At 55.5% G+C, this 23,687-nt stretch carries 18 protein-coding genes; 4 read left to right on the top strand and 14 right to left on the bottom strand.

Annotated features, from left to right (window positions below; genetic code table 11):
• Positions 1-14: 14 nt before the first annotated feature.
• Positions 15-467, top strand: coding sequence for an acyltransferase (locus tag AC2FAK_RS20975; RefSeq protein ID WP_095455709.1), 453 nt, complete (start codon positions 15-17; stop codon positions 465-467).
• Positions 468-544: 77 nt separating this feature from the next.
• Here the strand turns inward: AC2FAK_RS20975 and AC2FAK_RS20970 are convergent, their stop codons facing one another.
• The 5 genes from AC2FAK_RS20970 to pgi form a co-directional block, all read right to left on the bottom strand.
• Positions 545-2,641, bottom strand: coding sequence for a YjbH domain-containing protein (locus AC2FAK_RS20970; RefSeq protein ID WP_485453326.1), 2,097 nt, complete (start codon positions 2,639-2,641; stop codon positions 545-547).
• Positions 2,641-3,378, bottom strand: a complete 738-nt coding sequence (locus AC2FAK_RS20965) for a capsule biosynthesis GfcC family protein (protein WP_080316601.1) — start codon at positions 3,376-3,378, stop codon at positions 2,641-2,643. Before AC2FAK_RS20965 ends, AC2FAK_RS20970 begins: the two co-directional genes overlap by 1 nt.
• A complete protein-coding gene (locus tag AC2FAK_RS20960; RefSeq protein WP_013095035.1) occupies positions 3,375-4,013 on the bottom strand; it encodes a YjbF family lipoprotein in 639 nt (212 codons plus the stop codon). Before AC2FAK_RS20960 ends, AC2FAK_RS20965 begins: the two co-directional genes overlap by 4 nt.
• A gap of 63 nt (positions 4,014-4,076) precedes the next feature.
• Complete coding sequence (gene yjbE, locus AC2FAK_RS20955; RefSeq protein ID WP_013095034.1) at positions 4,077-4,319, bottom strand: exopolysaccharide production protein YjbE; 243 nt, start codon at positions 4,317-4,319, stop codon at positions 4,077-4,079.
• 367 nt (positions 4,320-4,686) lie between these two features.
• Entirely contained in the window at positions 4,687-6,336 is a 1,650-nt protein-coding gene (gene pgi, locus AC2FAK_RS20950) for a glucose-6-phosphate isomerase (protein ID WP_020686615.1), read from the bottom strand.
• A 375-nt stretch (positions 6,337-6,711) separates the two neighbouring features.
• Here pgi and lysC point away from each other — a divergent pair, with 375 nt between their 5' ends.
• Complete coding sequence (lysC, locus tag AC2FAK_RS20945) at positions 6,712-8,061, top strand: lysine-sensitive aspartokinase 3 (RefSeq protein ID WP_013095032.1); 1,350 nt, start codon at positions 6,712-6,714, stop codon at positions 8,059-8,061.
• Between the two features lie 92 nt (positions 8,062-8,153).
• Positions 8,154-9,098: a ketopantoate/pantoate/pantothenate transporter PanS gene (gene panS, locus AC2FAK_RS20940; protein ID WP_095455708.1), complete on the top strand. Its 945-nt coding sequence runs from the start codon at positions 8,154-8,156 to the stop codon at positions 9,096-9,098.
• 67 nt (positions 9,099-9,165) lie between these two features.
• Here the strand turns inward: panS and rluF are convergent, their stop codons facing one another.
• The 5 genes from rluF to metH all read right to left on the bottom strand — a co-directional run bounded on the left by rluF (position 9,166) and on the right by metH (position 16,242).
• Positions 9,166-10,035, bottom strand: a complete 870-nt coding sequence (rluF, locus tag AC2FAK_RS20935) for a 23S rRNA pseudouridine(2604) synthase RluF (RefSeq protein WP_023621411.1) — start codon at positions 10,033-10,035, stop codon at positions 9,166-9,168.
• A gap of 54 nt (positions 10,036-10,089) precedes the next feature.
• Positions 10,090-10,407: a CcdB family protein gene (locus AC2FAK_RS20930; protein WP_095455707.1), complete on the bottom strand. Its 318-nt coding sequence runs from the start codon at positions 10,405-10,407 to the stop codon at positions 10,090-10,092.
• Complete coding sequence (locus AC2FAK_RS20925; RefSeq protein WP_020686614.1) at positions 10,407-10,700, bottom strand: type II toxin-antitoxin system CcdA family antitoxin; 294 nt, start codon at positions 10,698-10,700, stop codon at positions 10,407-10,409. Before AC2FAK_RS20925 ends, AC2FAK_RS20930 begins: the two co-directional genes overlap by 1 nt.
• Positions 10,701-10,810: 110 nt before the next feature.
• Positions 10,811-12,442, bottom strand: coding sequence for a Na/Pi cotransporter family protein (locus AC2FAK_RS20920; protein WP_013095027.1), 1,632 nt, complete (start codon positions 12,440-12,442; stop codon positions 10,811-10,813).
• A 116-nt stretch (positions 12,443-12,558) separates the two neighbouring features.
• Positions 12,559-16,242, bottom strand: a complete 3,684-nt coding sequence (gene metH / locus AC2FAK_RS20915; RefSeq protein ID WP_095455706.1) for a methionine synthase — start codon at positions 16,240-16,242, stop codon at positions 12,559-12,561.
• Positions 16,243-16,435: 193 nt separating this feature from the next.
• Between metH and iclR the strand changes: the two genes are divergently transcribed.
• Entirely contained in the window at positions 16,436-17,263 is an 828-nt protein-coding gene (iclR, locus tag AC2FAK_RS20910) for a glyoxylate bypass operon transcriptional repressor IclR (RefSeq protein ID WP_013095025.1), read from the top strand.
• Positions 17,264-17,544: 281 nt separating this feature from the next.
• Here the strand turns inward: iclR and aceK are convergent, their stop codons facing one another.
• The 4 genes from aceK to metA form a co-directional block, all read right to left on the bottom strand.
• Positions 17,545-19,284, bottom strand: coding sequence for a bifunctional isocitrate dehydrogenase kinase/phosphatase (gene aceK, locus AC2FAK_RS20905; protein WP_485453325.1), 1,740 nt, complete (start codon positions 19,282-19,284; stop codon positions 17,545-17,547).
• A gap of 50 nt (positions 19,285-19,334) precedes the next feature.
• On the bottom strand, positions 19,335-20,639 hold the full coding sequence (aceA, locus tag AC2FAK_RS20900) for an isocitrate lyase (protein WP_023621409.1): 1,305 nt from the start codon (positions 20,637-20,639) through the stop codon (positions 19,335-19,337).
• 32 nt (positions 20,640-20,671) lie between these two features.
• Positions 20,672-22,273 carry a malate synthase A gene (gene aceB / locus AC2FAK_RS20895; RefSeq protein WP_013095022.1) on the bottom strand — a complete coding sequence of 534 codons (1,602 nt, stop codon included), beginning with the start codon at positions 22,271-22,273 and terminating at the stop codon, positions 20,672-20,674.
• A 270-nt stretch (positions 22,274-22,543) separates the two neighbouring features.
• Entirely contained in the window at positions 22,544-23,473 is a 930-nt protein-coding gene (gene metA, locus AC2FAK_RS20890; protein WP_062857177.1) for a homoserine O-acetyltransferase MetA, read from the bottom strand.
• Between the last annotated feature and the right edge of the window lie 214 nt (positions 23,474-23,687).

Below are 23,687 nucleotides of genomic sequence, written 5' to 3'. Positions count from 1 at the left end.
TACGGAGGTAACGAATGGAGCGCAGACCTACCGGGGTTCGCAACGTAACCTGTGGTGAAAATGTCACCCTGTATGAGCCCTGCAATCTCTATGACTGCGTGCTTGGCAACGGTGTGTTTATCGGCCCGTTTGTTGAAATTCAGGGCCATACGCGCATTGGCGACGAGAGCAAAATTCAGTCGCACACCTTCATTTGCGAGTACGTCACCCTGGGCGAACGCTGTTTCATTGGCCATGGGGTGATGTTTGCCAACGATATGTTTCGCGATGGCAAACCCAATGCTGACCGGAACAGCTGGGGACGCATTACCGTGGGAAATGATGTGTCGATAGGCAGCGGGGCGACCATCCTGGCGGTCTCCATCTGCGACGGGGTGGTGATTGGTGCGGGGAGCGTGGTGACCAATTCCATCACCGAGAAAGGCATTTATGCGGGAAACCCGGCGAGGCTGCTGCGCCGCTTGTGAGTTGCCCGGTGGCACTGCGCTTACCGGGCCTACAAAATCGTAGGCCGGGCAAACGCAGTGCCGCCCGGCGTGAAGCATCAGCGGAAGTTAATGTTCTTATCACTGGTCATGTCATACAGCTGGAACTTACGACCCAGCTGCTGGCCCCCGTCGCGCGTCAGCGGCGTCCAGCCAATGGCCGCACGGCTGCGGGTTGGACCGGATGAGAACAGATCCAGCGGAATCGACACATACACCCCTTTGGTGAAGTCCCCTTCCCCGTATTCGTCCGGCGAGACGTTGGTGATGGTGGCGTAACCACCGACCACCACTCCGCTGTCGAAGTGTTTGGAGATATCCAGCGTGCCGCCCTTATCGCCCGCCAGGTACTGGCCCACGATGGCTTTCACCAGCACGTCCTGGGCGAACGACGGCGTCCAGTAGGCCGTCAGGTGGCCGGTTTTCACGCTATAGTCGGTGAACTTCATCATGTCCTGCGCGCTGCGCCAGTCACGCTGTTTAACGTAGTTGGCATCAATACCAAACGCCCAGTTGCTGTCCACCGGACGATAAAGCACTTCCGCCCCCGCACCGCCATACATGGTTTCCAGATAACCGCCGTAGACCTGGCCGTAGAAGCCATTGCCGAAGTACTGGAAGTAGTTGGCCTGCAGGTTGTTTACGTAGGCATCGTTCTGCACGTACTCACGCACGCGGGTACGCACGCGCGGCAGCTTCGAGTCGTTCGGCGGGTTAGTGTAGTTGAACTTGTCGTAGTTGTTGGCAATGTTGCCAAACAGGCTGCCGGTGGTCAGCAGGTGGTCGGTCACCCACAGATCCGCCGTTGCCATCACGCCCAACTGGTACATGTAGAAGTTTTCCGGCCCGCCGACAGACTGGTTTAGCACCGGGTCGATGTGGAAATCGAAGCGCGATTTATCGATATACCAGCCCTGCTCGGTCGTCTCCGGCACGATTGGCTCAACGCGTTTTTGTACCAGCTCGGTTTCATGCCCCAGCGGCTCGCCCTCCAGATGGCGCTTCAGACTGGCCACGTCCGTTTCCGTCGTCACCTGCGGCAGGTTCAGGCGGTTCTCCGTTACGCGGATCGTGCGGATCCCCTCCGGCAGATCGTTCATGATGATCCGGTTGGCACGTTCGATCCCTTCCCGCGAGTCGCGGTATTTCACCTGCTCACCGGTCACGTACAGCGTATCGCCTTTCACCTGGATTTTCGGATCCGCCAGACCGGCGTTGTACTTCAGCAGCGTCAGCTGGTTGGCCACCACGGAGTGCTGCAGAATGGCATCCTGCGGCTCCGGCTGGTACGCAGGCCGTGCGTTGTCGTTGTAGTGCGGCCGCATGTCGTTAAAGTTGGTGCGCAGCGTAAAGCCAAACATCACGGTGTTGCCGCGCTCGTAGCTGAGGTTAACGTCGGCCCAATCGGTGACGCGGTAAATGGCGCCGACGTTAAACTTGCTCTTTTGCTCAATCTTTCCGGCGAACTCTTGCGAGTAGTCGTTACCTTCGTACTCCAGCTTCAGGCGCAGCGGCTGCCACGGCGTCTGATACTCCACGCCGCCAAACAGGGCAGCCGGACCGTGGAACATCTGATCACCGTTAATGGAACCCGCTTTCTGATAGCTGTTATCGCGATAACAGAATTTGTCGCTGTAGGTGCAGAACGGGTTTTTCACGTTGCCGCTGGTACCGAGATAGCCCCAGCCAAGCCCCAGCGAGAAGTCAAATGGCCCCCAGGCCTTACTGGCGACAATGTACTCCGCGTCGAACAGGCCGGTACCGCCGATATCTTTGGCCCCCACGGAAACCTGCGGCATCCAGTAGCTCTCTTCCCACAGGCGCAGTTTGAGATCGAAGGCTTTATCTTTGTAGGTCTGATCGCCGGAGAATGCATCCACGCTGCTGTACTGTTTCGTACGTACGTCGGTGTAGCGCAGCGTGGTTTCGAGCCATGGGAACAGCTGTACGGATGCAGAATAGTAGCGGTACTGGTCGTTATCACGATAGTTAAGGCTAATTTCCCCTTCTCGCGCCATACGCGCGGTAGGGGTTTGCAGTAAACCGACGCCACCGAAGTCTGACTGAGACGGGCCAATGGGTGCCGGATATGTTTCTGCATGACAGGCGGCACTCACACACAGTGCCAGCATGCTGTAGAGATAGGTCTTTTTCATTATTCCGGTATCCGCTGTGTCAGGGAATGAAGGATATCGGCATTCAGCCCGTCATATGCCTTCGTCCAGAAATGGTCGGCAAAACCGACAAAAATGATGCTGCCTGGCATGGGTTCGACATGCCGCTTGTTCCACCAGGCAACCGGCGCCTTTTGCGTGTTCCCGTCAGGATAAATCACCCAGGCGTAGCTGTTATCCGCACCACTCAGCAGGCTCTGCTCGTCGAGATAGCTCGCCACGTCGCGGCCGGGAGTAAACGGTTTTTTACCCGGGCTGCTGATAAGCCCCATCACCGTGATGGTGGAAGGCTGCGCCGGGAGCCAGAGCGTGTAATCTCCCTCCAGGGCCGGATTACCTTTTTCCGTCACGCGGACTTCATCCGGATCGAGATTGATGTTTTGTCTTCCGGTAACCTTTAGCGCCAGAAGCTGCTGGCGAAGGCTGTTAATGGCTGCCGCATCGTCGCCGTCTTCCTGCTCTGCTAACCCCGTTAATCTGGCGAGCAGCGCCTTGTGCTTTTGTTCCGCCGCCACCGTTGCCTGCCGCTCAGCGATCACCGCACCTGTCCACCAGCTGTTTGCCAGCCTTGGCTGGCCGACGAGATCGATCAGGTGGCCGGCGTTCGTTAACGTTTTGGGCTGCGTGCTGTCCGGCGTGTAGACCTTCACCGTCCCGGCAGACCAGGCGAGCGGTGTGGCAAAGCTTGCGATCAGCGCAACGCGAATAAGTGTTTTCATGATTTCGCGGCCTTGATCAGCGTGGTTTTAACCGGGAAGAATCCGGCACCCAAATATTGCAGGGACTGACGGATCTGCCCTTCATCATCCACCCAGAAACGGTTATGCCAGGTTGCCCGATCGGTCGTGACCTCTTCATCCAGTACGCGAACCCGGGTTTCGTCGCTGCCTACCCTGACGCTGTCCGTACCGTCCCAGCGGAAGGTAGAGCGGGCAGTGGCGTAACGCACCTGCTTGTGTTCCGTCCAGCCCATTGTCCGCGTCCAGCTTGCCCCGTCGGTGATCTGGTTCGGTTTGCTGAGCGGATCGGCCGCAAGGTTGTTGACCTCAAGAAGGTTATCGCCACCGAGCAGGGTTTTCACAATACGGCTATGTTGCGTCACGATGGTGGCCTGATCCTGCGTCACCCATTTCTGCTGCCCGTTTTCATCGAAAGCGAGCACCACAAACAGTTGCGGACCATCGTTGAGCTGCATGTACTGGCTGGCATATGGCATGTTCTGAAGTTCATCATCGGTCAAATGCACACCCGGCGTACCGAATATGCTGTCCCACAGTGAGTTGCCCAGCCCTTTGGTGGTGGCCGAGCACGCCTGCAACAGCAGGCAAATCAGGATGATTGCAGGTCGCTTCACGACTCTTCTCCGAAGGGGCGAAATAACCACACCGAAGTGTGGTTATGATTAAAACACCCGGAATTACTGGGTGCTGGTCGTCGTAGTGGTCGTGGTTCCGGTATTGGAGCCATCACCGCCACCGGTTGCCGCCAGCGCGACACCCACGGCTGAACTTACGGTGCTGGTGCTGGCCGCGGTAGAACTCCCCGCAGACGCAGACGTCGCTGCCGACCCTGCTGCTTCCCCGACCTGGACCGGAGCTGCATAGACAGATGTCGCCGCAAGTGCAGATATGGCAAAAATGCCATACAGTACTTTCTTCATAACAATTTCCCTTCAATGAATGAATGGAGATTTGCCCGAAAAGAAATTCAGGCGGATTCGAGTATACACAACTAAAGCAGAGGGTTTGCCGTACGGATAAATAGAGGAAGGGTTTTCGGACTATTGGATAAATGTGAAGTATAAGAATAATTAACTAATAAATTATACGTTAAAAATCAAAAAGATATAATTACACAAGACAAAAAGAACTCTCCGTATAATCCTAAAATAAACCGCACTCATTAACGGGTTAAAAGGTATTTTCGGATAAAACTCATAACGGGAATTTGAGTTAAATAACAGACATCAAGAATTGTCTGATAAAAAAATGCCGGCATATCGCCGGCACGTTTTTATGACGATTTAATTACGCGCGCCATGCTTTATAACGGTTAATCAAACCATTTGTCGAGCTGTCGTGGCTGCTGATCGCTTTGTCATCACCCAGTTCAGGCAGAATACGGTTCGCCAGCTGTTTACCCAGCTCTACGCCCCACTGGTCAAAGGTGAAGATGTTCAGGATTGCGCCCTGCGTGAAGATCTTATGCTCATACAGGGCAATCAGCGCACCCAGGCTGAACGGCGTGATTTCACGCAGCAGGATGGAGTTGGTTGGACGGTTGCCTTCGAACACTTTGAACGGCACAACGTGTTCCAGGGTGGCCGGATCTTTACCCTGGTCACGATATTCCTGCTCTACCACCTCGCGGGATTTACCAAACGCCAGCGCTTCGGTCTGAGCAAAGAAGTTAGACAGCAGTTTAGGATGGTGATCAGACAGTGGATTATGGGTGATAGCCGGGGCGATGAAATCGCACGGTACCATTTTGGTCCCCTGGTGAATCAGCTGGTAGAACGCGTGCTGACCGTTGGTGCCTGGCTCACCCCAGATGATTGGGCCAGTCTGGTAATCCACCGCGTTGCCGTTACGGTCAACGTATTTACCGTTGGATTCCATATTGCCCTGCTGGAAGTAGGCCGCGAAGCGGTGCATGTACTGGTCGTACGGCAGGATCGCTTCGGTCTCTGCGCCGAAGAAGTTGTTGTACCAGATACCGATCAGCGCCAGCAGCACCGGCAGGTTTTTCTCAGGTGCGGTGGTGGAGAAGTGTTTGTCCATCGCGTGCGCGCCGGAGAGCAGCTCAACAAAGTTGTCGAAGCCCACGGAGAGAATGATAGACAGGCCGATCGCAGACCACAGAGAGTAGCGGCCACCGACCCAGTCCCAGAACTCGAACATGTTCGCGGTGTCGATACCGAACTCGCCAACCGCTTTACCGTTGGTGGACAGCGCTGCGAAGTGTTTCGCCACGTGCTTGTTGTCACCTGCGGTTTTCAGGAACCAGTCGCGTGCGCTGTGGGCGTTGGTCATGGTTTCCTGGGTGGTGAAGGTTTTAGAAGCCACCAGGAACAGTGTAGTTTCCGGGTTCACGTTCTTCAGCACTTCGGCGATGTGGGTACCATCGACGTTGGAGACAAAGTGCATATTGAGGTGGTTTTTGTATGGACGCAGCGCTTCGGTCACCATGAACGGGCCGAGGTCGGAACCGCCGATACCGATGTTCACCACGTCGGTGATGGCTTTGCCGGTGTAGCCTTTCCAGCTTCCGGAGATGATTGCTTCAGAGAAGGCTTTCATCTTTTCCAGCACCGCGTTCACTTCCGGCATCACATCTTTGCCGTCAACGATGATTGGCGTATTGCTACGGTTACGCAGAGCCACGTGCAGCACGGCACGGTCTTCGGTACGGTTGATCTTCTCACCGGAGAACATGGATTTGATGGCGTCTGCCAGTTCCGTCTCTTTCGCCAGATCCTGCAGTTTCGCCAGCGTCTCTTCGGTGATGCGGTTTTTGGAGAAATCCACCAGCATCAGATCATCGAAGGTCGCGGAGAATTTGTTGAAACGATCGGCATCTTTCGCGAACAGCTCCGCGATGGTGACGTCTTTCATTTCATCAAAATGTTTTTGTAGTGCCTGCCAGGCAGCGGTCTGCGTTGGGTTGATGTTTTTCATTAGCAATACTCTTCTGATTTGAGAATTGTGACTGCGGTCGATTGTAGCGCCTGCAAATAAAAATTGTGATGGTTTTTATGCCATTGCCCTGGCCTGCATCAAACGCAGGTGAAAAGACCCGAAAAGTATAGCTGCTGACGCGCCCACCCGTGGCGGCGAAATGTCGGTCAAAACCGGGGAAAACGAAGCATAAAATATGGCCCTGTTATAAGTCCTGTTTCTCAGGGGTACCCCCCCATGAAAAATCCGCATAATCCCGGCATTGACAGGACCTCCCCCACATTTTATTTATAGGGCCGTATTTTGCGCCTGCACCTGTTTTCGTTTCATTCTTGTGCCATGGTCGCTTTATTCATTCCCTGACACGAGGTTGTTATGACGAGTTTTGTGGTCGCCAAGTTTGGCGGCACCAGTGTGGCAGATTACGATGCCATGAACCGCAGCGCCGATGTGGTGCTGGCCGATCCGAATACCCGCCTGGTAGTGCTTTCTGCCTCTGCTGGCGTGACGAACCTGCTGGTTTCTCTGTCTGAAGGGCTGGAGGCCACCGAGCGCTTCGTTAAGCTGGACGCACTGCGCAAAATTCAGTTCGACATCCTTGAACGTCTGCAGAACCCGAACGTGATCCGCGAAGAAGTGGAGCGTCTGCTGGAAAATATCACCACGCTGGCAGAAGCGGCTTCTCTGGCCACCTCCACCGCCCTGACCGATGAGTTGGTCAGCCACGGTGAGCTCATGTCCACCCTGCTGTTTGTTGAAATCATGCGTGAACGTAACGTTCAGGCACAGTGGTTCGACGTGCGTAAAATCATGCGCACCAGCGATCGCTTTGGCCGCGCCGAGCCGGACGTGGAAGCGCTGGCCGAGCTGACCAATCAGCAGCTGGTCCCGCGCCTGGATGAGGGGATCGTGATCACCCAGGGCTTTATCGGCAGCGAAGCCAAAGGACGCACCACCACGCTTGGCCGTGGCGGCAGTGATTACACCGCGGCGCTGCTGGGTGAAGCGCTGCACGCGACCCGTGTGGATATCTGGACTGACGTCCCGGGGATTTACACCACCGATCCACGCGTCGTCTCTGCGGCAAAACGTATTGATGTGATTGCGTTTGAAGAAGCGGCGGAAATGGCGACCTTCGGTGCGAAAGTGCTGCACCCGGCAACGCTGCTGCCTGCCGTGCGTAGTGATATCCCGGTCTTCGTCGGTTCAAGTAAAGATCCGAAAGCGGGCGGTACGCTGGTGTGCAAGAAAACCGAAAATCCACCGCTGTTCCGCGCGCTGGCCCTGCGCCGTAAGCAAACGCTGGTTACGCTGCACAGCCATAATATGCTGCACTCGCGCGGCTTCCTGGCGGAAGTGTTTGGCATCCTGGCGCGTCATAACATCTCCGTGGATCTGATCACCACCTCCGAAGTGAGTATCGCACTGACGCTGGACACCACCGGTTCAACCTCAACGGGTGACACCCTGTTGACGCAGTCGCTGCTGATTGAGCTGTCAGAACTGTGCCGCGTGGAAGTAGAAGAAAACCTGGCGCTGGTAGCCATTATCGGCAATAAGCTGTCGCGCGCCTGTGGCGTGGGCAAAGAGGTCTTCGGTGTGCTCGACCCGTTCAATATCCGCATGATTTGCTACGGTGCCTCCAGCTACAACCTCTGCTTCCTGGTGCCTGCTGAGCAGGCAGAACAGGTGGTGCAGAAACTTCATCAGAATTTGTTTGAATAAAATTCGTTAGCACGATAAACAATATCTATAAGCCGGGCACAGACCCGGCTTTTTTATAACTAAACAACACGACAATACTGCAAGGAATATCTATGTTATCCGCCATCACCCGGCTGTTCCCGTTATGGGCGCTGCTGCTCTCCATACTCGCGTATTACACCCCCACTACGTTCACGGGCATTGGTCCGTGGGTGACCACGTTGCTGATGCTGATTATGTTCGGCATGGGTGTGCATCTAAAAATCGACGACTTTAAACGCGTGCTCTCGCGCCCGGCTCCGGTTGCTGCAGGGATTTTCCTGCACTACCTGGTGATGCCCCTTGCGGCCTGGCTGCTGGCAATGGCCTTTAAGATGCCACCCGACCTCTCCGCCGGGATGGTGCTGGTGGGCAGCGTGGCCAGCGGAACCGCCTCCAATGTCATGATCTATCTGGCAAAAGGCGATGTGGCGCTCTCCGTGACCATCTCTTCGGTATCCACGCTGGTGGGTGTGATTGCCACGCCGCTGCTAACACGCCTGTACGTTGACGCCCATATTCAGGTGGACGTGATGGGAATGCTGCTGAGCATTTTGCAAATCGTGGTGATTCCGATCGCGTTGGGCCTTGTCATTCACCACCTGTTCCCGCGCGTGGTAAAAGCCGTTGAGCCCTATCTGCCTGCGTTTTCGATGGTCTGTATTCTGGCCATCATCAGCGCCGTGGTGGCCGGTTCTGCGTCGCACATTGCATCCGTGGGCTTTGTCGTGATTATCGCGATAGTGTTGCATAACACCATTGGCCTGCTGGGCGGATACTGGGGCGGGAAACTGTTTGGCTTCGATGAATCAACCTGCCGGACGCTGGCAATTGAGGTAGGAATGCAGAACTCCGGTCTGGCAGCGGCACTCGGGAAAATTTACTTCTCGCCGCTGGCGGCTCTGCCTGGTGCGCTCTTCTCCGTCTGGCATAATCTGTCCGGTTCGCTGCTGGCGGGATACTGGTCCGGCAAACCGATAGAAGAAAAACCAAAAGAAACAGACGAATATCGTCTTTAACAGTCGGGTGGCGCTACGCTAACCCGACCTACACTCTCCGCACGCGCAAGCCGGGGAAAAAAGGGGCTTAACGCCCCTTCTTTTTACGTCCCGGTTGCGTAAAGCGTTTACCTGCGGGCTTGCCTCGCCCTTTCTCTTCCGACTGCGGTGCTTTCACGACCGGGCGTTTAATCGCCTGAGTTTTCGGTTTGGCTTTGGCCTTCGGCTTTGCTTCAGACGAGGAGTTCTCGATAAGCTTAAACAGCTCGATCAGTTCATCATCGGTTAAATCGCGCCACTCGCCCAGCGGGATACCGGACAGGCTGACGTTCATGATGCGCGTGCGTTCCAGCTTCGTCACTTCATAACCGAAGTATTCGCACATACGGCGGATCTGACGATTCAGGCCCTGCACCAGGGTAATGCGGAACGCGAACGGCGCTTCTTTCTTCACCTTACACTTTTTCGTGACGGTACCGAGGATGGGTACACCGGCGCCCATGCCGCGAATAAATTCGTCCGTGACCGGCTTATTCACCGTCACGATATACTCTTTCTCGTGGTCATTCCCGGCACGCAGAATCTTATTCACCAGATCGCCGTGGTTAGTGAGGAAAATCAGCCCCTGCGAGTCTTTATCCAGACGGCCAATCGGGAAGATACGGCTGCTGTGGTTAACGAAATCAACGATGTTGTCCCGCTCGCCATCTTCTGTGGTGCTGACAATCCCAACCGGTTTATTCAACGCGATAAACACCAGGTCTTCTGCATCACGCGGTTCGATGAGCTGACCATTCACTTTAACCACGTCGCCAGGCATCACCTGGTCACCAATAGTGGCGCGTTTGCCGTTGAGGAACACATTACCTTGTTCGATGTAACGGTCCGCCTCGCGACGTGAGCAGATCCCGCTCTCGCTAATGTATTTGTTTAATCGGGTTGATTGAGTTGGCAGCATAGTTTCTCCTGTGAAGGGCGAAATATACCTTACCTTGCGGCTGACAAAAAAGTCCTAGTAACCGTTGATCAGAAAATCGAGTGCATCCCGCAATGAAGCACTGTTGTCAGTGAGATCGGCAACGCGTTCACCTAACTCTTTTGAAGATATGCCTGACAGCATATGCATCATGACAACGCAGGGCTTACCCGCGATTTCAACGACAGGGCACACTTTCGCAGGCGGACGAATGCCGTCCAGCAGGCTTAATTCAACGGCGGGAGCGACAAGTACATGTTTCATCACATTAGCAACAGGGTGCTGCATATTAATAAGCCATGGATAGGCTTTTCTCCCATTGCCTTCATTCTCATAAGCAAAATATTGCTCCATCAGAACGACCTCTGAAAATCACTAAAGGAGCCGTTTTCATCAACCCACTGGTTGATGGCCTCTATAGACGCTTTATTTTCTGCTAACCACTCTGCGCGCTGATGCGCACGAAACTGCTCCTGTAGAGCGGTAGTGAGTACAGCAGAGAGATTGAGTTTAAGCCGTCGCGCTTCTTCAAGAATTTCAGGTGCTAACGAAACATTGACCGATTTTTTAATACCATGGGTAGTGCGCATGAGAACCCCCATTGGAATGCGCATGAATTGGCGAAGTGTAGCGTAATAAACGAGCATTTTCTATTCCCCTCAAAATATAAGGTCTGAAGAGTAAATTGCTCTTTATAAAGCGTCACGCCTCGCAAATGGGTTTTGCGAGGCGCTGTTTTGCGAGGCGCTTTCAGAGATTAATACTCATCCCGCTCGTCATCTTCATCCGGCTGTTCCATCACGCTGTACGCCACCGCACAGAACAATGAGTTAAGGCGTTTCATATCCCCCAGCAGCCCCAGGTGCAGGGAGCTGGTTTCGATACTCTGCACGTTCTGCTGGTGCAGACGTTCAACGTGGGCGTGCGAGTAGCGGCGGTTGAGGATACGGAAGCGATGCTTGTTGCGGCGCAGACGGCGTGCGCTCGGCACATCGCTGGAGAAGAAGACCAGCATCGCCAGCTTCAGGTTGCTAAGAAGTTGTTCGTGCAGGGCTTCCAGCTCCTTCAGCCCTTCGACGGAGAACGCACGGCGGGCGGCCAGAGATTTGTCAGCAATTTCACTGCCCATCCGCTCCACAATGTCCGAAGCCTGCTCAAGGTTAAGCGACATCTCTATGATTTCCGCCCAGCGGCGGGACTCCTCTTCCGCCAGTTCATCCTGCGGGATGCGCGCCAGATAGAGCTTGATAGCGGTATAAAGCACGTTGATATCATCCGCGAGCCTGCGCAACTCTTTCTCTTCCCGCGGCTCGCCGTGCATTACCTTTTGCAGGCCTTCGAGCATGGTTTCCATCGCATCCCCCATGCGCAGCGTTTCGCGGGCGGCATTGGCCAGCGCCAGTGCAGGAGTATCCAGCGCGGAGGTATCCAGATGCTTCGGTTTCAGGCGCGCATCCAGCTCCGGTTCATCGCGTATAAGCCGTTCACAGAAGCGCGCCATCGGTTCAGCAAACGGCACCATCGCCAGGCAGCGCACCAGGTTATAGAAGACGTGGAAGTAGATCACCAGCTCTGCCTTCGGCAGAGAGAGGTTGTCCATCAGGTTCGCCAGTGGATGCACAAACGGCAGAATAATCAGGCTGCCCACCAGCTTAAACAGCAGACTGCCGAGCGCCACGCGGCGCGCGGCAGCATTGGCAGCGCTGTTATTGAGCATCGCCAGCAGGCCCGAGCCGAGGTTAGCCCCGATCACCAGACACAGTGCGACCGGGAAGGAGATCGCCCCTGCGGCGGTGAGCGTGGCCGTCAGCAGCACCGCCGCCAGGCTGGAATAACTGACGATGGCAAACACCGCGCCGATGAGCGCATCCAGCATAATATCGCCGGTTAACGAGGCGAAGATAACCTGCACGCCGTTGGCTTCGGTAATGGGCGTGACCGCCTGCACAATCAGCTCCAGCGCCAGCAGAATCAGCCCGAGGCCAATCCCCACGCGTCCAAGCTGGCCAGCGCGCGTCTGCTTACGCCCAAGGAAAAAGATGACCCCGATAAATATCAGCAGCGGCGACAGCCAGGAGAGATCGAAAGTCAGGATACGTGCCATCAGCGCGGTACCCACGTCAGCGCCCAGCACAATAACCAGTGCAGGGGCCAGCGCCACCAGATCCTGAGCGACAAACGATGTCACGAGCAATGTGGTCGCATTACTGCTCTGAACCAGCGCCGTTACGCCAATACCCGCGCAGAAGGCGAGCGGTTTCTTCTCCACGCTGCTGCTGAGAACGGTACGTAAACGTGCGCCAAACACGCGCATCACGCCGGTACGGACAATATGGGTGCCCCAGACCAGCAGTGCGACTGCCGAGAGCAGATGTAACAGGGTCAGCACGGAAGGTTATCCTCCTTATCGTTATTCGTTTTCCTTAGGTCAGTATAAGGGTTTAAACGTAAGAAAGAGACAGGGCGCTCAATGAGCGCCCTGTTAGTTGTAAGGAAAAGTGACGGTCAGTCGGCGTCATAGCCGAGATTCGGCGCTAACCAACGCTCCACTTCAGAGACGCTCATGCCTTTACGCAGTGCATAATCTTCAATCTGATCGCGCTGCAGCTGCGCCACGGCAAAGTATTTGCTGTCCGGATGGCTGAAGTACCAGCCGGATACCGATGCCCCAGGCCACATCGCGAAAGATTCGGTCAGTTTCATTCCGGTATGGGCCTCAACGTCCAGCAGCTGCCAGATGGTGCCCTTTTCGGTATGTTCCGGACAGGCCGGGTAGCCGGGTGCCGGGCGGATCCCCTGGTAGTTTTCGCGGATCAGCTCCTCGTTGCTGAGATTTTCATTCGCCGCGTAGCCCCAGTAAACCTTGCGTACTCGCTCATGCAGATACTCTGCGAACGCTTCCGCCAGACGATCGGCAATCGCTTTGACCATGATTTTGTTGTAATCATCGTGCTGCGCTTCAAAGGCATCCGCCAGGGCGTCCTCTTCCAGACCGCCGGTCACGGCGAAGGCACCGATGTAGTCGGCTTTACCACTCAGTTTCGGCGCAACAAAATCGGCCAGACAGTAGTTGGCAAACCCGACCTTTTCGGTTTGCTGGCGCAGGTGATGGCTTACGGTCAGCACGTGAGTGCGCGTCTCATCGCGATAAATTTCGATGTCGTCGCCCACGCGGTTAGCCGGGAACAGCCCCACCACGCCGCGCGGGTTAAGGGCTTTCTCGGCGCTGAGTTTGTCGAGCATGTCGTTGGCGTCTTTAAACAGGCGCTTCGCCTCTTCGCCGACAACCTCATCTTCCAGGATGCGCGGATATTTGCCCGCCAGCGACCAGGTCATAAAGAATGGTGTCCAGTCGATGTAGTTGCGCAGCGTTTCGATGCTGGCGGTCACCTCCTGCACGCCCAGGCGATGGGCAACCGGCGGCGTATAGCTCGCCCAGTCAAACGCCAGATCGTTATCGCGCGCCGCCTGAAGTGTCACCGGTGGGGTGCGCGGTTTCTTGCGGGCATGCTGAATGCGGACGGTTTCGTACTCTTTGCGGGTCCGGGCCACAAAGTCATCGCGCTGGGTGTCGGAGAGCAGCGCTGAGACCACGCCCACGGTGCGCGAGGCGTTCTGAACATAGACCGTCGGGCCGCTGTAGTTCTGCTCAATCTTCACCGCAGTATGCGCTTTTGAGGTGGTCGCCCCGCCAATCAACAGCGGAATGGTGAAGCCCTGACGCTCCATCTCTTTCGCCACGTTAACCATCTCGTCGAGCGACGGGGTAATCAGCCCGGAAAGGCCAATCAGGTCAGCATTGACTTCGCGCGCGGTCCTGAGGATTTTATCCGCCGGCACCATTACGCCAAGGTCAATAATCTCGTAGTTATTGCACTGCAGCACCACACCGACAATGTTCTTTCCGATGTCATGCACGTCGCCCTTCACGGTGGCGATAACCATTTTACCGTTGCTGGAGCCCTGTTCTTTGCTGGCTTCGATAAACGGCTCCAGATACGCCACGGCCTGCTTCATTACGCGCGCGGACTTGACCACCTGCGGCAGGAACATCTTGCCCTCGCCGAACAGATCGCCCACCACGTTCATGCCGTCCATCAGCGGCCCTTCGATAACCTCGATGGGCCGGGCGGCCTGCTGGCGCGCCTCTTCGGTATCCTGCTCGATAAATTCGGTGATGCCTTTTACCAGCGAATATTCCAGCCGCTTCTTGACATCCCAGCTACGCCACTCGGCCTGCTGGACGTTGGCAGCGTCGTCCGATTTGCTGCCGCGGTATTTTTCTGCCAGATCGAGCAGCCGCTCGGTGGCGTCGTCACGGCGGTTGAGGATCACATCTTCCACCGCGTCGCGCAGTTCTGCGGGCAGATCGTCATAAATCGCCAGCTGTCCGGCGTTGACGATCCCCATGTCCATCCCGTTGCGGATGGCGTAGTAGAGGAATACGGCGTGGATCGCTTCACGTACCGGGTCGTTGCCGCGGAACGAGAACGACACGTTCGAGACACCGCCGGAGATCAGCGCATGCGGCAGCTCACGTTTGATGTCTTCACACGCGCCGATAAAGTCCTGGGCGTAGTTATTGTGCTCTTCAATCCCGGTGGCGACGGCGAAGATGTTCGGGTCAAAGATGATGTCTTCCGGCGGGAAGCCCACCTCTTCGGTCAGGATCTTGTACGCACGGCGGCAAATCTCAATTTTGCGCTCACGGGTGTCCGCCTGGCCCACTTCATCAAAGGCCATCACCACCACGGCCGCGCCGTAGCGGCGCACCATCTTCGCGTGGTGAATAAAGATATCGACCCCTTCTTTCATTGAGATGGAGTTGACGATACCTTTGCCCTGAATGCACTTCAGCCCTTTTTCGATTACTTCCCATTTGGAGGAGTCAATCATGATCGGCACGCGAGCGATATCCGGCTCGCCGGCGATCAGGTTGAGGAAACGTACCATCGCCGCCTCGGCGTCGAGCATCCCCTCATCCATGTTGATGTCGATGATCTGCGCGCCGCTTTCTACCTGCTGGCGGGCAACGTCCAGCGCTTCGCTGTACTTCTCTTCTTTGATCAGGCGTTTGAATTTCGCGGAACCGGTGACGTTGGTACGTTCCCCAACGTTCACAAACAGGCTGTCATCGCCGATGGTCAACGGCTCAAGGCCGGAGAGACGGCAGGCAATCGGCAGCGCGGGCAGTTTACGCGGCGGCAGACCGGCCACGGCATTGCTCATGGCGGTAATGTGCTCCGGCGTGGTACCGCAGCAGCCGCCAACGATATTCAGGAAACCGGATTCGGCCCATTCGCGGATCTGCGCCGCCATGGTGTCCGCATCCAGATCATATTCGCCAAAGGCGTTTGGCAGACCGGCGTTCGGGTGTGCGGTGACGTAGCATTCCGCAATACGTGACAGTTCCTGCACATACTGGCGCAGCTCATCCGGACCCAGCGCGCAGTTCAGGCCGAAGGAGAGCGCTTCCGCATGGCGCAAAGAGTTATAAAACGCTTCGGTGGTCTGCCCGGACAGGGTACGGCCAGAGGCATCGGTAATGGTGCCAGAAATCATGATTGGCAGCTCGACGCCCAGCGCCTCGAACTCCTCTTTCACCGCGTAAATCGCGGCTTTGGCATTGAGGGTATCGAAAACCGTTTCAATCAGGATCAGGTCGGAACCGCCTTCCACCAGCGCTTTGGTTGATTCACGGTAGGCTGCCACCAGCTGGTCAAAGGTGATGTTACGAAACGCCGGGTCGTTTACGTCCGGTGAAATAGAGGCGGTGCGGTTGGTTGGGCCCAGCACCCCGGCAACGTAGCGCGGTTTCTCCGGCGTGCGCGCCGTCCACGCGTCGGCACAGGCGCGGGCCAGCTTCGCCGCCTCATAGTTTATTTCCGCCGACAGGGATTCCATCTGGTAATCCGCCATGGCGATGGTTGTCGAGTTGAAGGTGTTGGTTTCAACGATATCCGCACCCGCTTCGAAGTAGGCGTTGTGGATATCCGCAATCACCTGCGGTTTGCTTAATACCAGCAGGTCATTGTTACCTTTGAGATCGCATGGCCAGTCCGCAAAACGTTCGCCACGGAAATCGTCTTCACTGAGGCGATAGCTCTGGATCATGGTGCCCATGCCGCCGTCCAGCACCAGAATTCGTTCATTTAACTGCGCACGCAGTTGCTCTACTTTGCTGCTCACACTTGCTCCCGACAACGCTCAACCAAGCCAAAAGGCTGCGGTTCATACTGGCACAATCTTGCAGGGTGGAAAAGTCACACGGCGGTAACATGAGACATGTTCACTATCACTCATCCGATCAGTCAGGATAACGGTTGCAAAATCACCAAATAAAACGAAAATGATTTCCACGATACAGAAAAAGGAGATCGTCATGGTCACGACCGTTCCCGCGAAACGCGGCAGAAAACCTGCTGCCACCCCCGCCGCACAACAGGGTGGACAGGTTCAATCGCTTACACGCGGTTTGAAGCTGCTGGAATGGATAGCCGAGTCGCACAGCAGCGTGGCCCTGACGGAGCTGGCCCAACAGGCTGGTTTGCCGAACTCCACTACGCACAGGCTGCTGACCACCATGCAACAGCTTGGCTTTGTGCGTCAGGTTGGCGAGCTGGGGCACTGGGCAGTCGGCGCCCATGCGTTCATCGTCGGCAGCAGCTTCCTGCAAAGCCGCAACCTGCTGGCGATTGTGCATCCTATCCTGCGCAAATTAATGGAAGAGTCGGGCGAGACCGTGAATCTGGCCGTACTCGACCAGAGCGATCATCAGGCGATCATCATTGACCAGGTACAGTGTACCCAGCTGATGCGTATGTCAGCCCCCATTGGCGGTAAGCTGCCTATGCACGCCTCCGGGGCGGGTAAGGCGTTTCTGTCGCAGCTAAGCGAGGAGCAGGTGACGGGGCTGCTGCACCGCAAAGGGCTACACGCCTATACCCACGCTACGCTGGTGTCGCCGGTGCATCTGAAAGAAGATTTGGCCCTGACCCGCAAGCGCGGCTATTCGTTTGATGACGAGGAGCACGCCCTGGGCCTGCGCTGCATTGCGGCCTGTATCTTTGACGAGCATCGCGAACCGTTTGCCGCTATCTCCATCTCCGGGCCGATTTCCCGTATGACCGACGATCGCGTCACCGAGCTGGGTGCGCTGGTGATTAAGGCGGCGAAAGAGGTCACCCTGGCGTATGGTGGGATTCGCTAGGATTGAGTGCGGTCTGTTGCCCTCACCCCGGCCCTCTCCCACAGGGCTGAGGAATCCCCAGAAAATTAGATATGGATAAATGGTTGTTTATTGTTCAAAAATGGAGCTAAAAACAACCGATAACTCGACAGAAGATGCACATTTATGAGCGTTTTCTGTCTGTCTACGAGCTGAGTGAATCTAACTGCTCGCAAAATATTCATTCTAATCCTCTGAAACCACTAATAAAAAATTAGTGGGGATTCCTCAGCCCACAGGGAGAGGGAGAAAACATGATGCCCTTACCCTGCGGGAGAGGGAGAAAACCGGATGCAAAACCGCTGCTTACGACGGTAGGCGTACACATCTTCCACATGCCCGTTTTTGATCCGCGTTTGCAGCCCGCGCCAGTAGCTGGCATGAAACAGATCGGCATGCATCTCTTCAAACAATGGCCCAATACGCGGGTCGGCGCACAGCCAGTGGCGAAACTCCTCGGGAAAGACATCGCCCGGTGAGACGCTGTACCACGGCTCGCCGGAGAGTTCATCTTCCGGGTAACGGGGCGGCGGGATATCGCGGAAATTAACCTCGGTCATGTAGCAAATTTCATCGTAATCATAGAACACTACCCGCCCGTGTCGGGTCACGCCGAAGTTTTTAAACAGCATGTCGCCGGGGAAGATATTGGCGGCGGCAAGCTGACGAATCGCGTTGCCGTACTCTTCAATGGCATCTTTTAAAGCCTGACCGTCGGCCTGTTCCAGCCAGATATTCAGCGGCACCATACGGCGCTCGATATACAGATGGCTAATCGCTATTTTGTCGCCCAGATCGGTGATTTTTGCCGGTGCTTCCTGCAGTAACAGGGCCATTAAAGCCGGATCGATCTGCCGCTTATCCAGCACAAAATTTTCAAACTCCTGCGTATCCGCCATTCGTCCGACGCGATCGTGTTCTTTCACCAGCTGATAGCAGGCACGAACATGCGCTGCGGTCATCTCTTTCTGCGGCGCGAATGTATCTTTGATGACCTTAAACACCCGGTCAAATCCCGGCAGCGTAAAGACCAGCATCACCATACCGCGAATGCCGGGCGCTTCGATAAATTGCTCATCGGCGGTGGTGACATAACGCAAATACTCCCGGTAGCTTTCCGTTTTGGCATGCTTCTGACAGCCAATCGCCATATACAGCTCGGCGATGGTTTTGCCCGGCAGGATCTCGCGCAGCCACTCCACCAGGGCGGCAGGCAGCGGAGCGTAGACCATAAAATAGGAGCGGGCGAAGCCAAACACAATGCTGGCCTCGGCGCTGGTGGTCAGGCAGGTATCGACAAACAGTTCGCCGTCATCGGTACGGTGTATGGGCAGCAGAAACGGCACGGTGGCGGAGGGCGTCACGAGCTTGCCCACCAGCCATGCGGCTTTATTGCGGTAGAAAAGCTCGTTGGCGACCTGCAAATGGCAGTGGCTGAGAGCCTCTTCGCCAAAGGATTCGTGGAGATGGGCGATGATAAAGCCAATATCGCGGGCTTTATTCTCCCACGGCAAACGCAGCGGTAAATCTGTTAACACGCGGTGCAGGAGCTTCTCCCAGCCGTGGTCGGGGAAAAAATCCTTCGCCAGCGGGCGCGGAATGGTGCGAAAACGGCGCTCCGGCTGGGAGCTAAAAATAAATAACCGCTCAGGAGATAATGAGCGGTGGTCAAATAACCGGCAATACACGGAGTTGAAAAAGCTCTCCGCAATCTCGAAGCGCGGGTAGTCTGGCAACAAATGGGTGTAGTGCTCCTTAACGCGCAGTAAAAATGCCGCGTCAGGGTTTTTACCGTCGGTAATACAGCGCAGTTGTTCCACCACCAAACCCACGTGATGATCGTAGAGGTGAATACGCTGCTTCATGGCCTGCTGGACCGCATGCCAGTCGGCGTGCTCAAAGCGCTGCTGCGCGCCGGAGGTGACTTCCAGAAAACGACCATACTGGGCATCGAAGCCCTGCAAAATAGTCTGTGCAATCAGTAATTCCAGACCACGCGACATAGATTCCCCCTCACCCCAACCCTCTCCCCAGAGGGGAGAGGGGGAAAAGATTAGAACTGTGCTTCTTCTGTTGACCCCGTTAAGGCAGTGACGGAGGAGGCGCCGCCCTGAATAATCGTGGTCACATTATCAAAGTAACCGGTTCCCACCTCCTGCTGATGAGAAACAAAGGTATAGCCCTCTTTGCCCGCGGCAAACTCCGGCTGCTGCACTTTCTCAACATAGTGCTTCATGCCTTCGCCCTGCGCGTAGGCGTGCGCCAGGTCGAACATGTTGAACCACATGCTGTGGATCCCCGCCAGGGTGATGAACTGATACTTGTAGCCCATCTCTGACAGCTGCTGCTGGAAGCTGGCGATGGTTTTATCGTCCAGATTCTTCTGCCAGTTGAAGGACGGCGAGCAGTTATAGGCCAGCAGTTTGCCCGGGTATTTGGCGTGGATAGCATCGGCAAAGCGTTTTGCCAGCGCCAGATCCGGCGTGGAGGTTTCGCACCAGACCAGATCCGCGTACGGTGCATACGCCAGGCCACGGCTGATGGCCTGCTCAATGCCAGCATGGGTACGATAGAATCCTTCGCTGGTGCGCTCGCCGGTAATGAACTCGCTATCGTATGGATCGCAGTCAGAGGTGATCAGGTCAGCCGCGTCCGCGTCGGTACGGGCAATCACCAGCGTCGGCACGCCGAGCACGTCAGCGGCAAGACGCGCAGCGACCAGCTTCTGAATCGCTTCCTGGGTCGGGACCAGCACTTTGCCGCCCATGTGTCCGCATTTCTTCACCGAGGCCAGCTGATCTTCGAAGTGTACGGCCGCTGCACCGGCCTCAATCATCGATTTCATCAGCTCAAAGGCGTTCAGCACGCCGCCGAAACCGGCTTCTGCATCCGCGACGATCGGCAGGAAGTAGTCAATAAAGCGCGGATCGTTTGGCTCAATACCTGCCGCCCACTGGATCTGATCCGCACGGCGGAAGGTGTTGTTGATCCGATCCACCACCGACGGCACCGAGTTTGCCGGATAGAGCGACTGATCCGGATACATGCTGGAGGCCAGGTTGGCATCCGCCGCGACCTGCCAGCCGGAAAGATAAATGGCTTCGATACCGGCCTTCGCCTGCTGCAATGCCTGACCGCCGGTCAGTGCACCGAGGCTGTTGATGTAGCCCTTTTTGGAGCCGCCATGCAGCAGATGCCACATCTTCGCCGCGCCATTTTGCGCCAGCGTGCATTCCGGATTGACCGAGCCACGCAGTTTCACCACTTCCTCAGCGCTGTATGGGCGACGGATACCTTCCCAGCGCGGCTGTGTCCACTCTTTCTTCAGTTCTTCGATTTGTTGGGTACGGGTTTTCATGTGCAGATGCTCCATATTGTTATGTGGTGGATTTACGCAAGCAGGCGGTAGCCTGGCAGGGTGAGGAAGTCGATTAAGTCATCTGAGGTTGTGATTTGCTCCATCAGGCGGGCGGCATCATCAAAACGTCCGCTGCTGAAGCGGTGTTCGCCCAGCTCGTCCTGAATGACGCGCATCTCTTCGGCCAGCATCTGGCGGAACAGGGATTTGGTCACCGGCTTGCCGTTGCTGAGCGTTTTCTGATGGTGGATCCACTGCCAGATAGAGGTACGGGAGATTTCTGCCGTCGCCGCGTCTTCCATAAGACCGTAGATGGGCACACAGCCGTTACCGGAGATCCACGCTTCGATGTACTGCACGGCAACGCGGATATTGGCACGCATGCCCTCTTCCGTGCGTTCACCCGAGCACGGCGCCAGAAGTTGCTCTTCTGCGATTGGGGCATCGTCATCACGGGTGACAAACAGCTGGTTTTTGTTGTCGCCGAGCACGTGGTTAAAGACTTCCATTGCCGTATCGGCCAGGCCCGGATGGGCGATCCACGTGCCGTCGTGACCGTTACGCGCTTCAAGCTCCTTGTCAGCTTTCACCTTGTTGAGCACCTGATTGTTACGCTCAGCGTCTTTGCTCGGAATAAAGGCCGCCATGCCGCCCATCGCAAAGGCACCACGCTTGTGGCAGGTTTTAATCAGCAGGCGCGAGTAGGCGCTGAGGAACGGTTTATCCATGGTGACAACCTGGCGATCCGGCAGTACGCGATCGGGGTGGTTTTTCAACGTTTTGATATAACTGAAGATGTAGTCCCAGCGTCCGCAGTTCAGACCCACAATGTGATCGCGCAGAGCGTGCAGGATTTCATGCATCTGGAATACGGCAGGCAGCGTTTCAATCAGCAGGGTGGCTTTAATGGTGCCACGCGGCAGGTTGAAGCGATCTTCCGCGTAGCTGAACACCTCACTCCACCAGGCCGCTTCCTGCCAGGCCTGGGTCTTCGGCAGGTAGAAATAGGGGCCACTGCCTTTTGCCAGCAGGTTTTTGTGGTTGTGGAAGAAATAGAGGGCAAAATCAAACAGGCTGCCCGGAATCGCTTCTCCGCGCCACGTGACGTGTTTTTCCGGCAGGTGCAGGCCGCGTACGCGGCAGATCAGAACCGCCGGATTGGGTTTCAGCTGATAAATTTTACCGGCTTCGTTGGTATAGCTGATGGTGCCATTAACGGCATCGCGCAGGTTGATCTGCCCGTCGATCACTTTACGCCAGTCCGGGGCCAGGGAGTCCTCAAAATCCGCCATAAAGACTTTGACGTTGGCGTTCATGGCGTTGATCACCATTTTGCGCTCTACCGGACCAGTGATCTCAACGCGGCGATCCTGCAAATCTTCAGGGATGCCGCGGATTTTCCAGTCGCCGCGTCGAATGGAAGCGGTTTCCGAAATAAACCCAGGCAGCTTGCCATTATCAATTTCCTGCTGTTGATGAATGCGTGCAGCCAGCAGCTTATTGCGCTGCGGCGTAAAGCGGGTCACCAGTTCAGTCAGGAATTCAACCGCCTCAGCCGTCAAAATTTGCTGTTCTTGCTCGCCATACGGCTGGGTAAAGGCCAGTTCATCGACCGTCGTTGCCTGTTGAGTCATCACTCTGCTCCTCATCAAAGATCCAAATTCACATCCCCAATGCGAACGAAAGATCGTTGTGTAGTTTTCGCTCAGCAGAATTAAGACTATCTCTATTTTTTCCAAAATCAAAAACAATTTCCATTTTAAATTCAATTTAACTTCAACCTATTGATTAATATGAGTTTAAAGTTTTAATGTATGTTGAGTTGAATTTCGGAAATAAAAAAGGCACCCGAAGGTGCCTGATGTGAATAGCTGAAACGCTTTAGGATCGTTTTATGCAGAAGATTACTCCAGCGTCGGATTCATGTGACGCAGATCGTATGGCGTTATCTGGTAGACGTAATAGTTGAGCCAGTTGGTAAACAGCAAATTCCCGTGACTGCGCCAGGTGGCTCGCGGTTTGTTCTGGGGATCGTTTTTCGGGAAGTAGTTATACGGCACATCCGGATTGAGACCCGCTTCGACATCACGGAAATACTCTGCCGCGAGGGTGTGTGGATCGTATTCAGGATGCCCGGTTACAAAGGCAATACGCTTATCTTTGCTGGCAAACAGGTAAGCATCGCCATCTTCTGTTTCGGCCAGGATCTCCAGATCGGTGTAGTCACGAATCAGCTGCGCCGGGAAATCGGCGTAGCGCGAATGCGGGGCCAGGAACGAATCATCAAACCCACGTGTCAGCAAGGCATGAGGGTGAAGAATGTGGTGTTCGTATACGCCGGAAAGTTTTTCGGTACGGGTTTGTTTGGGGATGCCGTAGAGGATATTCAGCGCAGCTTGTACCGCCCAACAGACAAACAGCGTGGACGTGACGTGATCTTTTGCCCACTCCAGTACCTGTTTGATCTGCGGCCAGTAGGCGACATCATTAAATTCTACCAGGCCCAGCGGCGCACCAGTGACAATCAGTCCGTCGAAGTTTTCCTCGCGGATATCTTCGAAGTTACAGTAGAAGTTATTCAGATGCTCAGAAGGCGTGTTACGCGACTCACGGGCATCGATCCGCAGCAGCTGAATATCCACCTGAAGCGGAGAGTTCGAAAGCAGGCGCAGGAACTGATTCTCTGTTTCAATCTTTTTCGGCATCAGATTAAGAATGAGCACCTTCAGGGGGCGAATTTCCTGACCTGTCGCGCGTGAAGTGGTCATCACAAAGACGTTTTCTTCACGTAAGAAATTGACGGCTGGTAGCTCGTCCTGCACCCGAATCGGCATAACCTTGTATCCTCACAGCATACGTATAAACGTTTAGACATCCAGACAGCCAACGATACCCAGAATTGGTGTGAATGTCGAGTCTGCAAGCTAAAGGTGAGAAAGTTTCAAGGAGAGGGAGAAAACAAAAGCAAAAAACCCCGCACCTTACGGTACGGGGTTCTTCTTATTTGATGCCTGGCAGTTCCCTACTCTCACATGGGGAGACCCCACA

It is taken from the genome of Enterobacter cloacae complex sp. 394F7 (assembly GCF_057320385.1).
The sequence above is the reverse complement of the archived record's forward strand: the minus strand, read 5'-3'. Positions and strand labels throughout refer to the sequence as shown.

Bases quoted from the DNA above. Each gene is read 5' to 3' on its own strand.
- aceB (WP_013095022.1), bottom strand. From the start codon at position 22,273: ATGACTCAACAGGCAACGACGGTCGATGAACTGGCCTTTACCCAGCCG.
- aceK (WP_485453325.1), bottom strand. From the start codon at position 19,284: ATGTCGCGTGGTCTGGAATTACTGATTGCACAGACTATTTTGCAGGGC.
- pgi (WP_020686615.1), bottom strand. From the start codon at position 6,336: ATGAAAAACATCAACCCAACGCAGACCGCTGCCTGGCAGGCACTACAA.
- iclR (WP_013095025.1), top strand. From the start codon at position 16,436: ATGGTCACGACCGTTCCCGCGAAACGCGGCAGAAAACCTGCTGCCACC.
- lysC (WP_013095032.1), top strand. From the start codon at position 6,712: ATGACGAGTTTTGTGGTCGCCAAGTTTGGCGGCACCAGTGTGGCAGAT.
- AC2FAK_RS20970 (WP_485453326.1), bottom strand. From the start codon at position 2,641: ATGAAAAAGACCTATCTCTACAGCATGCTGGCACTGTGTGTGAGTGCC.
- AC2FAK_RS20965 (WP_080316601.1), bottom strand. From the start codon at position 3,378: ATGAAAACACTTATTCGCGTTGCGCTGATCGCAAGCTTTGCCACACCG.
- rluF (WP_023621411.1), bottom strand. From the start codon at position 10,035: ATGCTGCCAACTCAATCAACCCGATTAAACAAATACATTAGCGAGAGC.
- AC2FAK_RS20930 (WP_095455707.1), bottom strand. From the start codon at position 10,407: ATGGAGCAATATTTTGCTTATGAGAATGAAGGCAATGGGAGAAAAGCC.
- aceA (WP_023621409.1), bottom strand. From the start codon at position 20,639: ATGAAAACCCGTACCCAACAAATCGAAGAACTGAAGAAAGAGTGGACA.
- yjbE (WP_013095034.1), bottom strand. From the start codon at position 4,319: ATGAAGAAAGTACTGTATGGCATTTTTGCCATATCTGCACTTGCGGCG.
- metA (WP_062857177.1), bottom strand. From the start codon at position 23,473: ATGCCGATTCGGGTGCAGGACGAGCTACCAGCCGTCAATTTCTTACGT.
- AC2FAK_RS20975 (WP_095455709.1), top strand. From the start codon at position 15: ATGGAGCGCAGACCTACCGGGGTTCGCAACGTAACCTGTGGTGAAAAT.
- AC2FAK_RS20925 (WP_020686614.1), bottom strand. From the start codon at position 10,700: ATGCTCGTTTATTACGCTACACTTCGCCAATTCATGCGCATTCCAATG.
- panS (WP_095455708.1), top strand. From the start codon at position 8,154: ATGTTATCCGCCATCACCCGGCTGTTCCCGTTATGGGCGCTGCTGCTC.